Origin of the sequence: Nocardia sp. NPDC058666, from assembly GCF_042714895.1 — a bacterium.
GTDB lineage: Bacteria > Actinomycetota > Actinomycetes > Mycobacteriales > Mycobacteriaceae > Nocardia.
Genome location: NZ_JBHXRY010000005.1, coordinates 404,616 through 417,286 on the forward strand (window position 1 = coordinate 404,616; position 12,671 = coordinate 417,286).

Sequence of the window (12,671 nt, forward strand, 5' to 3'; positions counted from 1 at the left end):
GCACAGTTGAGCCCGCCTGCGCGACCATGGAACCCACCCACCCGAAAGGACCACGATGCTCGTCGCCTTCTCCGTAGCCCCCAGTGGAACCTCCGACGCCGACGGCTCCGTCGGCCACGCCGTAGCCGAAGCCATCCGCGTAGTCCGCGCCTCCGGCCTGCCCCACCGCACCGACGCGATGTTCACCACCATCGAAGGCGAGTGGGACGAAGTCATGGCGGTGATCAAATCCGCCACCGACGCCATCCTCACCACCTCCCCCCGCTGCAGCCTGGTCCTCAAAGCCGACATCCGCCCCGGCGTCACCAACGCCCTCGACACCAAGGTCGAAACCATCGACCGCTACCTGGCCGACGGATAACCCTGCTTCCGCAGCGTCGAATTCGACTGTGCGTAAAACACTTTCGCTACCGCGACTGCACCGTCGCAGCGAGCGGTCGGCGTGGGGCCGGCGCGCTCGCCGCGAAGGACCTCAGAACACGCAGCGGGCGATGGAGTCGGCTACGCAGGCTGGGCGGGGGGCGTTTTCCAGTTCTACGGAGACGTGGCGGTGGATTTGGACGCCGGTGGGGACTTCGGTGACCTTGGTGAGGGTGAGGTGGGCTCGGATTCGGCTGTTGACGGGGACGGGGGTGAGGAAGCGGACTTTGTCCAGGCCGTAGTTGATGCCGGCTTTCGCTGCGCTGACGCTCATGATTTCTTGGGTCATGGGCACGATCAGGGACAGGGTGAGGAAGCCGTGGGCGATGGTGGTGCCGTAGGGGCCCGCGGCGGCGCGGTCGGGGTCCACGTGGATCCACTGGTGGTCGCCGGTGGCTTCGGCGAACAGGTCGATGCGGCGTTGGTCGACGGTGATCCAGTCGCTGGGGCCCAGTTCGAGGCCGACGGCGGCGCGCAGGGCGTCGATATCAGGGAAGTCCGTGGTCATGCCGCTCCTCCGAAACGTTGGCGCAGTTCGCGCTTGAGCACCTTGTGGGTGGGGCCGAGGGGTAGTTCGGTGACGAATTCGACTCGGCGCGGGTACTTGTATTTGGCTACTTGCAGTTTGGCGAAGTCGATCACTTCTTGCTCGGTCACCTCGCCGTCGGGCACCACGACCGCCACGATTTCCTCACCGTAGTGCGCGTCGGGCACGCCGATCACCGCGACCTGGGCGATGTTCGGGTGCCGGATCAGGGCGCCTTCGACCTCGGTGGGGTACACGTTGAAGCCGCCGCGCAGGATCATCTCCTTGATCCGGTCCACGATGCGCACCCGGCCGGTCTTGTCGCGGGTGCCCAGGTCGCCGGTGCGGAACCAGCCGTCGATCACGGCCGCGGCGGTGGCTTCGGGCCTGCCGGTGTAGCCGCTGAACACGTTGTGTCCGCGCACCACGACCTCGCCGACTTCACCGATGGGCAGCATGTCGATGCGGTCGACGACGTTCGGATCGGCGATCTCGACGTCCACACCCCACACCGGATGTCCGACGGTGCCCGCTTCGACGCCGTAGACCGGCTGGTTGACCGTGGCGGTCGGCGAGGTTTCCGACAGGCCGTACCCCTCGAGCACCTGCGCACCGTACAGCCGTTCGAAATCCTCTAGGACCGCGACGGGAAGCGCCGCACCACCGCTGATCGCGAGTTTGAGCGGCGGCAGTTCCGGCGCGTTCGCGGCGGCCTCGATCAGCGACAGATACATGGTGGGCACGCCGTGGAAGATGTTGACCTTTTCGGCCACCATCAACGAAACAGCCGTTGCCGCATCGAATCTGGGCATGAGCACCAGGGTGCCGCCGGCGCGCCAGTGCGAGTTCATCGACACCGTCTGCCCGAATACGTGGAACAGCGGCAGCGCGCCGAGGGTGATGTCGTCGCGGTGAATCTCGTTGGCGTCGAACGTGTTCACGGTCGCGCACATGACCATGTTGAGGTGGCTCAGTTCGGCGCCTTTGGGCTGGCCGGTGGTGCCGCTGGTGTAGAAGACAACGGCGGTGTCGAGGGGGCTGCGCGACAGGTAGTTCGAAATGGCTTCGCCGACAAGCTCATCGGGCGCAACTACCCCGATTCCCGCACCGGCGGCGGCTTCGGTGCCGTTCGCGGCGACGATCGGGTGGCAGATCAGCAGTGACGCGCCGCTGTCGCGCAGCACGTATTCCATCTCGGGTGCGGTGAGCAGCAGGTGCACCGGCACCACGGTGGCGCCCGCGGCGAGGATGGCGAAGTAGGCGCGGGGGAAGTCGGCGGTGTTGGGGCACAGCAGTGCCACGCGGTCACCGGGTTTCACGCCGCGGGCGATCAGGGCACCGGCTTGTTCGCGGGCCTGCTGCCACAGGTCGGCGAAGGTGATGCGCTGTTCGCCTTCCACGAGCGCGAGGTGGTGGGGGCGTCGGCGGGCGGGTTCGGCGAGGATGCTCGCCAGGGAGAGAGTGGCGTTCACGAGATTCCTAGGGTTTCGACAGCGATGGCGAGACAGTGCTGTTGCGCGGCGAGGCGGTGATCGCGAGCATCGAGGCGCTGTTCGCGATCACCGCACCGGTCAACGGTGAAGGTGTACGGCGAGTCCCTGGCCGACACCCACGCACAGGGTGGCGACGGCATGGCGGGCGTCGCGTTCTTCCAGTTCCAGCGCGGCGGTCAGCGCCAGGCGCGCCCCGCTGGCTCCCAGCGGATGGCCCAGGGCGATCGCCCCGCCGTTGGGGTTGACGTGGTCGGCGTCATCGGGCAGGCCCAGCCCACGCAACACACCGAGCGCCTGCGCGGCGAAGGCTTCGTTGAGTTCGAACACGTCGATCTCGCCGAGGCCCAAACCTGTTCTGGCGAGCAGTTTTTCGACGGCGGGAACCGGCCCCATGCCCATCGTGCGCGGCGCGACACCGGCAGCGGCGACCGCCCCGATCCGGGCGAGCGGAGTCAGTCCGTACCGGCGAACGGCATCTTCGGAGGCGATCAACAGCGCCGCGGCACCGTCGTTGATCCCCGAGGAGTTACCCGCGGTGACGGACCCACCGGGCACCACCGCCCGCAACGCCGCCAGCGACTCGGCACTGGTCTCGCGCGGATGCTCATCGCGATCCACCAGCACCGGTTCACCTCGACGTTGCGGCACCGGCACCGCGGTGATCTCACGGGCGAGCCTGCCCCGCGCGATCGCGGCCGCCGCGCGCTGCTGCGACCGCAACGCGAACGCGTCTTGATCGGCACGAGCGATGCCGTATTCGTCGGCGATGTTCTGCGCCGTTTCGGGCATGGTGTCGGTGCCGTACTGCGCGTGCATCCGCGGATTCACGAACCGCCACCCGATGGTGGTGTCGACTATCTGCGGCGAACGATCCCATGCCGCACCAGCTTTCGCCATGACATACGGCGACCTGGTCATCGATTCCACCCCACCGGCGATCATCAGATCCGCGTCACCGGCCCGAATCGCCCTGGCCGCGTAACCCACGGCATCGAGACCCGAAGCGCACAGCCGGTTGACCGTCACGCCGGGCACTGTCACGGGAAGCCCCGCCAGCAGCGAGGCCATCCGCGCGACGTTGCGGTTGTCCTCGCCTGCCTGATTCACACAGCCGAACACCACATCATCGACAGCACCGAAGTCCACACCCGGCAGCCGTTTCATCAGATCCGAAATCACGTGCGCGGCAAGATCATCGGGGCGAACACCGGCCAGCGCTCCACCATAGCGGCCGAAGGGCGTGCGAATCCCGTCGACCAGGTACGCGGTGCCCGTCACAAGCCCATGTCCTTGGCGATGATCATCTTCATCACCTCGCTGGTGCCACCGTAGATCCGGTTCACCCGGTTGTCCGCGTACAGCCGCGCCACCGGGTACTCGTTGATGTACCCGTAGCCGCCGTGCAGCTGCAGGCAGCGGTCGATCACCCGTGAGGCCACCTCGGAGCAGAACAGTTTGGCCGAGGCCGCGTCGGCGGCGGTGAGCTCCTCGCGATCGAGGGCTTCCAGGGCCCGGTCCACGACCGCTTCGGCCGCGTCGACCTCGGCCTGACAGGCGGCCAGTTCGAACTTGGTGTTCTGGAACTGCGCGACCGCCTGACCGAAAACGGTACGGCCCCTGGTGTATTCGAGCGTGAAACGGATCGCGGCCTTGGCCTGGGCGTAGGCGCCGATGGCGATGGACAGGCGTTCCTGCGGCAGGTTCTGCCCCAGGTAGCTGAACCCCTTGTTCGCTTCGCCCAGCAGGTCCGCGACCGGGACCCGCACGTCGGTGAAGGACAGTTCGGCGGTGTCGGACACCTTCAGGCCCAGCTTGTCCAGCTTGCGACCCACCGCGTAGCCGGGCGACTTGGTGTCGACCACGAGCAGCGAAATGCCGTGGCGGCGATCGGTTTCCGACGGCGGGGCGGTGCGTGCGCACACGATCACCCGGTCGGCGTGCACGCCACCGGTGATGAAGGTCTTGGACCCGTTGAGCACGTAGTGCGTGCCGTCTTCGGAAAGCTTTGCGGTGGTGCGCATTCCGGCCAGGTCGGAACCGGTGCTGGGCTCGGTCATCGCGATCGCGAACATGATCTCGCCCGAGACGAATCCCGGCAACCAGCGCTGCTTCTGTTCTTCGGTGGCCAGGTTCTTCAGGTACGGCAGGCACAGGCCCACGTGCACACCCGAACCGCCGAAAGACACACCGGCGCGGGTGGTTTCCTCCAACAAGATCGCCTGGAACTTGAACGATTCGATGCCGGCGCCGCCGTATTCCTCGGGCACCTCGATCCCGAACACGCCAAGGTCGGCCAGCTTGCTGTAGAACTCGCGCGGGACGATGCCTGCTTCGTACCACTGGTCGTAGACCGGGGTGACCTGCGATTCGATGAACGCGCGCGCGGTCTTGCGGAAGGCTTCGTGCTCTTCGTTGAAAACTGTTCTCTGCATGATGTTTCTCCGAAAATCAGAGACGGCGTCCGCCGTCGACGTACACGGTCTGTCCGGTGACGAATCCGGCGTTGTCAGAGGCGAGGAAGGCGACCACATTGGCGATGTCGGCGGGCTGGCCGACGCGACGCAGCGGGGTGATCTCGGCGGTCTTGGCCTGCATGACCTCGGAGGTGATGCCCATGCGTTCGGCGGTGGCGGCGGTCATCTCGGTGACGATGAAGCCGGGTGCCACGGCGTTGACGCGGATGCCGAACGGGCCCAATTCCATGGCGAGAGTGCGGGTCAGGCCCTGGATGCCGGCCTTGGCCGCGGCGTAGTTGGCCTGGCCACGGTTGCCCAGCGCCGAGACACTCGAGGTGTTGACGATGGCGCCGCCGCCATTGTCGACCATGTGCTTCTGCGCCGCCTTGCTGCACAGGAACGCACCGCGCAGGTGCACCGCCATGACGGTGTCCCAGTCCTCGACCGACATCTTGAACAGCAGGTTGTCGCGCAGCACACCGGCGTTGTTCACCAGCACGTCCAGCGAGCCGAGCTCGGCGACGGTGCGCGCCACCGCGGCGTTCACCTGCGCCTCGTCGGCGACATCGCAACCGAGGCCGATCGCGGTGCCGCCGTCGGCGTTGATCTTCTCGGCGGCGGCCACCGCGGCGTCGGCGTCGAGATCGACTACCGCGACGGCGAATCCGTCGGCGGCCAGCTTGGCGGCGGTGGCGGCGCCGATGCCGCGTGCACCGCCGGTGACGAAGGCAGTTTTGGTCATTGCGTGTACTCCTGTGTCAGACAATGGCATTCACGCCGGTGAGGGCGCGACCGATGAGCAGTTTCTGAATCTGGGTGGTGCCCTCGTAGAGGGTCAGCACGCGAGCGTCGCGCAAATACTTGGCGACGGGGTATTCGTCGATGTAGCCGTACCCGCCGAACACCTGGATCGCGTTGTTGGCGGCTTTGACCGCGGCTTCGGAGGCGAACAGTTTGGCCATTGACGCGGCGGTGCCGAACGATTCACCCCGATCGGCGAGATCGGCTGCGCGCCAAGCGAGTAGGCGTGCGGCGTCGGTTTCCACGGCGATGTCGGACAGCAGTTCCTGGACCAGCTGGTAGCCCGCGATCGGCTTGCCGAACTGTTCGCGTTCACCGGCGTAGCGCACCGACGCCTCGAGGCAGGCACGGGCCACGCCGACGCAGCCGGACGCGACACCGATGCGCCCCTTGTCCAGCGCGCCCATCGCGATCCGGAACCCCTGACCCTCCTCGCCCAGGCGCAAAGAATCCGGCACGCGAACCTGGTCAAAGACGAGTTCGGCGGTGGCCTGGCCGCGCAAACCGAGCTTGCCCTTGATCTCGGTGCGGCCGAAACCCGGTGTGTCCGTGGGCACCAGGAACGCGGTGACACCTTTGGGCCCCGGTCCCCCGGTGCGCGCGAACACCAGCGCGATATCGGCCCAGGTGCCGTTGGTGATGAAGATCTTGGTGCCGGAGATGACCCAATCCGACCCGTCACGGGTGGCGCGGGTGTCCAGGCTCGCGGCATCCGAACCGGTGCCGGGTTCGGTCAACGCGAAGCAACCCAGCCGTTCACCGGCGCAGATTCCGGGCAGGAACCGCATCTTCTGCTCTTCGGTGCCGTACGCGGCCACCGACTTGCCGAACAATCCCAGCGACACCGACACGATGCCGCGCACCGCGCTGTCACCGCGCCCCAGTTCCTCGAGCAGCAGGCAGTAGTCGAAGGTGTCGCCGCCGGAACCGCCGTATTCCTCGTCGATCCCGATCCCGAGGAAGCCCAGCGCCCCGAGCTTTCCGACGATCGCCGGGTCGACCGACTCGTCGCGGTCCCACTGCGCGGCGTAGGGCACGACTTCTTTGTCCACCCAGGTGCGGGCGAGTTCGCGCAGGTCAGACTGTGCGGGCGTGATCTGGAAATCCACGGAACAACTCCTGAACCAAACGGCGTTAGGTTTACTCGGGCACCGTAGCCTAACGCCGTTCGGTTAATCAAGGGTCGTTTTCGCCATCGGTGATACGGTTCGTTTCCCGACGAGAGATGGAGTGGCGCATGGCAAGGCCGCGCGTACCGCTGTTGAGCCGCGAGCGCATTCGCGACGCCGCACTGGTGCTGATCGACCGCGACGGCCTGTCCGAGGTCTCCATGCGCAAGCTGGGCGCGGAACTGGGCGTGCAGGCGGCGTCGCTGTACGGCCACTATCCGAACAAGGACGAACTGTTCGACGAGATCGCCGCGGGCATCATGCGAACGGTCGACACGTCGGCGTTCGGCACCATGAGCTGGGACGCAGCCCTGGCGGACTGGGCGCGCAGCTACCGCACCGCCCTGGCCACCCACCCGAATTTCGTGCCGTATCTCGCGACCGGCCCCGGCCGACGCGCGGAGAACCTGCGCGCGGCCGATGCCGTGCACGGTGGTCTGGTCGGCGCGGGCTGGCCCCCGCGCTACGCGACCATGATCGGTGCGGCCACCCGCTACCTGGTGATGGGTTCCACGGTCGGCTCGTTCGCCGGCGGTTTCGCCGATGACGTGCAGGTCTATCGCGACCGGTACCCGCACCTGAACCAGGCGCACCTGTTGCGCGCGATCGCCGACGAAATCGATGACGACAGTTTCGAATTGGCGTTGAACGCCTTCATCGCGGGCCTGTCCGCCACCTATGCGACCGTGGTCACCGCGGACTGACCGCCCCTACACACGACGGAACCGGTGGCACCTACGCATTCGCTCCCATGCGCCACCGGTTCTGTCGTTGGTCCCCCCGTCTAGGGGTTCGCCTACATCGAGGCGATCAGCCGGTCGACGCGTTCGTCGACCGAGCGGAACGGATCCTTGCACAGCACGGTGCGCTGCGCCTGATCGTTGAGCTTGAGGTGCACCCAGTCGACGGTGAAATCGCGGCCCGCGTCCTGGGCGGCGGTGATGAAGTCACCGCGCAGCTTGGCCCGGGTGGTCTGCGGCGGGGTGTCCACGGCGGCGTCGACGGCGTCGTCCTCGGTGATCCGCTTGGCCAGACCCTTGCGCTGCAGCAGGTCGAAGACCCCGCGGCCGCGTTTGATGTCGTGGTAGGCCAGATCCAGCTGGGCGATCTTGGGATCGGACATCTCCATGCTGTAGCGGTCCTGGTAGCGCTGGAACAGCTTGCGCTTGATCACCCAGTCGATCTCGGTGTCGACCTTGGCGAAATCCTGCGCCTCGACCGCGTCCAGGGTGCGACCCCACAGGTCAACCACCGCGTCGACCTGCGGGTCGCGGTCGCGGTTGCGCAGGTGTTCCACGGCGCGGGCGTAGTACTCGCGCTGGATTTCCAGGGCGCTGGCCTGACGTCCGCCGGCCAGTCGCACGGGGCGACGGCCGGTGAGGTCGTGGCTGACCTCGCGGATGGCCCGGATCGGGTTGTCCAAGGCGAAGTCGCGGAACGACACCCCGGCTTCGATCATCTCCAGCACCAGCGAGGCGGTGCCGACCTTGAGCATGGTGGACGGTTCGGCCATGTTGGAATCGCCCACGATCACGTGCAGGCGCCGGTACTTCTCGGCGTCGGCGTGCGGTTCGTCGCGGGTGTTGATGATCGGGCGCGACCGGGTGGTCGCCGAGGAGACGCCCTCCCAGATGTGTTCGGCACGCTGCGACAGGCAGAACGTGGCCGCCTTGGGTGTCTGCAGCACCTTTCCGGCCCCGCAGATGAGCTGGCGGGTGACCAGGAACGGCAACAGCACATCGGAGATCCGGGAGAACTCGCCCGCGCGCACCACCAGGAAGTTCTCGTGGCAGCCGTAGGAGTTGCCCGCGGAGTCGGTGTTGTTCTTGAACAGGTAGATGTCACCGCCGATGCCCTCTTCGGCCAGGCGCTGTTCGGCGTCTATGAGCAGGTCTTCCAGCACCCGCTCGCCTGCTCGATCGTGGGTGACCAACTGCACCAGGCTGTCGCATTCGGCGGTGGCGTACTCCGGATGCGAACCGACATCGAGGTACAACCTGGCACCGTTGCGAAGGAAGACATTGGAGCTGCGGCCCCAGGACACCACCCGGCGGAACAAGTACCGGGCTACCTCGTCGGGGGACAGCCGACGGTGACCGTGGAAGGTGCATGTCACACCGAACTCGGTCTCGATCCCCATGATTCGTCGCTGCACATTATCGACAGTACAGCCATGACCAGTGCTCGCGCGGCGGTGTTGACATCCCATTCGCCTACGTGTTCACAACGATTCGAACAGGCAACGACCGGCGCGCGCACGACGAGATCGGACCTGCGAAGCACTATGGTTCGCAGGTCCGATCATGATCGTGACGGTGGGCTACTTCCCCGCGTCGGAATCGGGTTCTGGCAGCTCCGCCTCTTTCACCGGCTTGGGCTTGGTCGCGGCCAGCGCCGACTCCAGGGCCGGGCCCTGCAGTCGACGGAACGCGCGACGCGGCCGCTGCTGTTCCAGCGTGGCCACCTCGAGCGAGGCCTCACCCAGCGACCGTTTGTCCTTGTCGGCTTCGGGCTGCCCGGCCAGCAGGGCGCCGATCGCCACCTTCAGCGCGTCGTCCAGGGACAATCCCGGCTTGTAGCTGGCCTTGAGCTGGGTCAGGATCGGCTCGGTGGTGCCGCCCATGACCACGTACTCGCGTTCGTCGACGATGGACCCGTCGAAGGTGATCCGGTACAGCACCGAGGTCGGTGACTGTTCCGGATACCCCACTTCGGCGACGCAGATCTCCACCTCGTAGGGCTTGAGCTGATCGGTGAAGATCGACCCGAGAGTCTGCGCGTACAGGTTGGCCAGCCCACGCCCGGTGACATCGCGCCGGTCGTACTGGTAACCCTTGAGATCGGCCTGCAGGATGCCGCCGCGGCGCAGGGCCTCGAACTCGTTGTACTTGCCCACCGCGGCGAACCCGACGCGGTCGTAGAGCTCGCTGACCTTGTGCAGCGTCGCCGAGGGGTTCTCGGCGACGAACAGCACGCCGTCGGCGTAGACGAGCACGATCACACTGCGACCGCGACCGATGCCCTTGCGGGCGAGCTCGGTCTTGTCGCGCATGATCTGCTCGGCCGAGGCGTAATACGGCAGCGTCATAGGACGGCGCCCCCTTCTTCGGCGGCTTCCCGGTCGGCGATCACCGCACGGGCGATCTCAGCGAGACGGTCCTCGCCGATCTCGGCCGCGCCGTCGCCGTCGATGACCACCGCGGTCGGGTAGATCCCGCGCAGCATGTCGGGTCCACCGGTGGCGGTGTCGTCGTCGGCGGCGTCGAACAGTGATTCCACCGCGATCCGCAGGGCCCGATCCTGATCGATGCCGCGCTGGTAGAGCTTCTTCAGCGACGACTTCGCGAACATCGAACCCGAACCCACGGCGGTGTAGCCGAACCGTTCCTCGCTGCGCCCGCCGACCACGTCGTAGGACACGATGCGCCCGGACCGGTCCAGGTCCAGGATCTGGTCGTCGAAACCGACCAGCAGCGGGATCGCGGCCAACCCCTGCATGGCAGCGGGCAGGTTGTCGCGAACCATCTTCGACAGCTTGTTGGCTTTACCGTCGAAGGTCAGTGGCACACCTTCGATTTTCTCGTAGTACTCCAGCTCCACCGCGAACAGTCGAACCATCTCGATCGCGATGCCCGCGGTGCCCGCGATCCCTGCCGCCGAGTAGGTGTCGGTGATGTACACCTTCTCGGTGTCGCGGCTGGCCAGCAGGTTGCCCATGGTGGCCCTGCGGTCGCCCGCGATCAGCACGCCACCGCGGTAGGTGACCGCGACGATGGTGGTGCCGTGCGGCGCCAGGTCCTTCGTCGCGGTCAGATCCGAGGCCGGGAACTTGTTGGCGGGCAACAGGTCCGGTGCGTGCATGCGCAGATGTTCGGTGAACGAGGAGAGAGCCCGCCCCGCGTGGAGGCGCAAGGGGTCACCTGGGGTCACTGGCCGCCCTTCTGCACATATGCCCGCACGAAGTCCTCGGCGTTCTCTTCGAGCACGTCATCGATTTCATCGAGCAAGTCGTCGGTTTCCTCCGCGAGCTTCTCGCGGCGTTCCTGCCCTGCCGCGTCTACGCCCTCGGGGCCCTCGTCCTCGTCGCCACCCCCGGCGCGCTTGGTCTGCTCTTGTGCCATGGCAGCCGACCTCCTCTTCCTCATCACGATGATCGTGTGTGTCCCACAACCCTACCGAGCCGATCCGACAACTTGGTCGAATAGTGGTCGGATTGTCGCGCGGTCGTGCTGCGAAACCGCTTAGTGGGTGAGCTGTTCGACCAGTTCCGCGGCCGTGCGCGAGGCGTCGAGAAGCTTTCCGACGTGCGCTTTCGTGCCTCGACGCGGTTCCAGGGTCGGGATCCGCACCAGCGAATCACCACCCAGATCGAAGATCACCGAATCCCAACTGGCGGCGGCGATATCGGCGCCGAAGCGACGCAGACATTCGCCGCGGAAGTACGCGCGGGTGTCGGTGGGCGGGTTGGTCATCGCGTCGAGCACCTGTTGCTCGGTGACCAGACGCTTCATCGAACCGCGCGCGACCAAGCGGTTGTACAGACCCTTGTCCAGGCGCACATCGGAGTACTGCAGGTCCATCAGGTGCAGTTTCGGCGCGGCCCAGCCCAGGCCCTCGCGGGTGCGCATGCCTTCGAGCAGGCGCAGTTTGGCGGGCCAGTCCAGCAGGTGCGCGGCTTCCATCGGGTCGCGCTCGAGCAGGTCCAGAACCATCGCCCAGTTGTCGAGGATGTCGAGCACGCGCGGGTCGTCGTTGCCTTCGCGGTGCACGAATTTGGCGGCGCGCTCGTGGTAAAGGCGTTGCAGCGCAAGGCCGGTCAGCTCGCGGCCGTCGGCCAGTGCCACGGTGGCGCGCAGGGTGGGGTCGTGGCTGATCTGGTGCACGGCGGTGACCGGGCGGGCCAGTTGGAACTCCGAGAGGTTCTCGCCCGCTTCGATCATGTCCAGCACCAGCGCGGTGGTGCCGACCTTGAGGTAGGTCGACATCTCGGCCAGGTTGGCGTCGCCGATGATCACGTGCAGGCGCCGGTATTTGTCGGCGTCGGCGTGCGGTTCGTCGCGAGTGTTGATGATGCCGCGCTTGAGCGTGGTCTCGAGGCCGACCTCGACCTCGATGTAGTCCGCGCGCTGCGACAGCTGGAAGCCGGCGCGGTCACCGGACTGGCCGATGCCGACCCGGCCCGCCCCGCAGATCACCTGACGGGAGACGAAGAACGGGGTCAGGCCCGCGATGATGTGGCTGAACGGGGTGTCGCGGCTCATCAGGTAGTTCTCGTGGGTGCCGTAGGAGGCGCCCTTGCCGTCGACGTTGTTCTTGTACAGCTGCAGCCGCGGCGCACCGGGCACGCTCGAGGCGTGCCGGGCGGCGGCCTCCATGACGCGTTCGCCTGCTTTGTCCCAGATGACCGCGTCGAGGGGGTCGACGACCTCGGGGGCGGAGTATTCGGGGTGTGCGTGGTCGACGTAGAGCCGGGCGCCGTTGGTGAGGATCATGTTGGCCGCACCGACCTCGTCGGCGTCGATGATCGGGGCGGGCCCGCTCATCCGGCTCAGGTCGAAACCGCGCGCGTCACGCAGGGGCGATTCCACCTCGTAGTCCCAGCGGGTCCGCTTGGCTCGCGGCAACCCCGCCGCGGCCGCGTAGGCGAGAACGGCCTGCGTGGAGGTGAGGATGGGGTTGGCCGCCGGCTCCGTGGGGGTCGAGATGCCGTATTCGACCTCGATTCCGATGATGCGCTGCATGGTGTCGAGCCTAATGGGTGCAGACGCGCAGCGGTCCTAAGTCCCTTTGCGCACGGCCGGAGCGA

General features: G+C 66.8%; 13 protein-coding genes. 2 read left to right on the forward strand and 11 right to left on the reverse strand.

Features of this window, described 5'->3' with window-relative positions:
- The first annotated feature begins 55 nt into the window (after nucleotides 1–55).
- A complete protein-coding gene (locus ACFWVD_RS15740) occupies nucleotides 56–361 on the forward strand; it encodes an MTH1187 family thiamine-binding protein (RefSeq protein WP_379243210.1) in 306 nt (101 codons plus the stop codon).
- Between the two features lie 111 nt (nucleotides 362–472).
- Here ACFWVD_RS15740 and ACFWVD_RS15745 read toward each other — a convergent pair whose 3' ends face one another.
- The 6 genes from ACFWVD_RS15745 to ACFWVD_RS15770 all read right to left on the reverse strand — a co-directional run bounded on the left by ACFWVD_RS15745 (nucleotide 473) and on the right by ACFWVD_RS15770 (nucleotide 6,805).
- On the reverse strand, nucleotides 473–928 hold the full coding sequence (locus ACFWVD_RS15745; protein WP_379243212.1) for a MaoC family dehydratase: 456 nt from the start codon (nucleotides 926–928) through the stop codon (nucleotides 473–475).
- Nucleotides 925–2,418, reverse strand: a complete 1,494-nt coding sequence (locus ACFWVD_RS15750; RefSeq protein WP_379243214.1) for a long-chain fatty acid--CoA ligase — start codon at nucleotides 2,416–2,418, stop codon at nucleotides 925–927. Before ACFWVD_RS15750 ends, ACFWVD_RS15745 begins: the two co-directional genes overlap by 4 nt.
- Nucleotides 2,419–2,517: 99 nt before the next feature.
- Nucleotides 2,518–3,717, reverse strand: a complete 1,200-nt coding sequence (gene pcaF / locus ACFWVD_RS15755) for a 3-oxoadipyl-CoA thiolase (protein ID WP_379243216.1) — start codon at nucleotides 3,715–3,717, stop codon at nucleotides 2,518–2,520.
- Nucleotides 3,714–4,871: an acyl-CoA dehydrogenase family protein gene (locus ACFWVD_RS15760; RefSeq protein WP_379243218.1), complete on the reverse strand. Its 1,158-nt coding sequence runs from the start codon at nucleotides 4,869–4,871 to the stop codon at nucleotides 3,714–3,716. Before ACFWVD_RS15760 ends, pcaF begins: the two co-directional genes overlap by 4 nt.
- A 16-nt stretch (nucleotides 4,872–4,887) precedes the next feature.
- Nucleotides 4,888–5,637, reverse strand: a complete 750-nt coding sequence (locus tag ACFWVD_RS15765; RefSeq protein ID WP_379243220.1) for an SDR family oxidoreductase — start codon at nucleotides 5,635–5,637, stop codon at nucleotides 4,888–4,890.
- A 16-nt stretch (nucleotides 5,638–5,653) separates the two neighbouring features.
- Complete coding sequence (locus tag ACFWVD_RS15770; RefSeq protein WP_379243222.1) at nucleotides 5,654–6,805, reverse strand: acyl-CoA dehydrogenase family protein; 1,152 nt, start codon at nucleotides 6,803–6,805, stop codon at nucleotides 5,654–5,656.
- 128 nt (nucleotides 6,806–6,933) lie between these two features.
- Between ACFWVD_RS15770 and ACFWVD_RS15775 the strand changes: the two genes are divergently transcribed.
- Nucleotides 6,934–7,569, forward strand: a complete 636-nt coding sequence (locus tag ACFWVD_RS15775; RefSeq protein ID WP_379243224.1) for a TetR/AcrR family transcriptional regulator — start codon at nucleotides 6,934–6,936, stop codon at nucleotides 7,567–7,569.
- 92 nt (nucleotides 7,570–7,661) lie between these two features.
- Here ACFWVD_RS15775 and pafA read toward each other — a convergent pair whose 3' ends face one another.
- From pafA to dop, 5 genes are all read right to left on the reverse strand, one after another.
- Nucleotides 7,662–9,020: a Pup--protein ligase gene (pafA, locus tag ACFWVD_RS15780; RefSeq protein ID WP_379243226.1), complete on the reverse strand. Its 1,359-nt coding sequence runs from the start codon at nucleotides 9,018–9,020 to the stop codon at nucleotides 7,662–7,664.
- 165 nt (nucleotides 9,021–9,185) lie between these two features.
- Nucleotides 9,186–9,953 (reverse strand): proteasome subunit alpha, encoded by a 768-nt coding sequence (gene prcA, locus ACFWVD_RS15785; protein WP_379243228.1) that lies wholly within the window; start codon nucleotides 9,951–9,953, stop codon nucleotides 9,186–9,188.
- Nucleotides 9,950–10,795: a proteasome subunit beta gene (prcB, locus tag ACFWVD_RS15790; protein ID WP_379243230.1), complete on the reverse strand. Its 846-nt coding sequence runs from the start codon at nucleotides 10,793–10,795 to the stop codon at nucleotides 9,950–9,952. The genes prcA and prcB overlap by 4 nt, the downstream gene beginning before the upstream one ends.
- Nucleotides 10,792–10,986 carry a ubiquitin-like protein Pup gene (locus ACFWVD_RS15795; protein WP_019047503.1) on the reverse strand — a complete coding sequence of 65 codons (195 nt, stop codon included), beginning with the start codon at nucleotides 10,984–10,986 and terminating at the stop codon, nucleotides 10,792–10,794. The genes prcB and ACFWVD_RS15795 overlap by 4 nt, the downstream gene beginning before the upstream one ends.
- 120 nt (nucleotides 10,987–11,106) lie before the next feature.
- A complete protein-coding gene (gene dop / locus ACFWVD_RS15800) occupies nucleotides 11,107–12,606 on the reverse strand; it encodes a depupylase/deamidase Dop (RefSeq protein ID WP_379243232.1) in 1,500 nt (499 codons plus the stop codon).
- Nucleotides 12,607–12,671 lie beyond the last annotated feature (65 nt).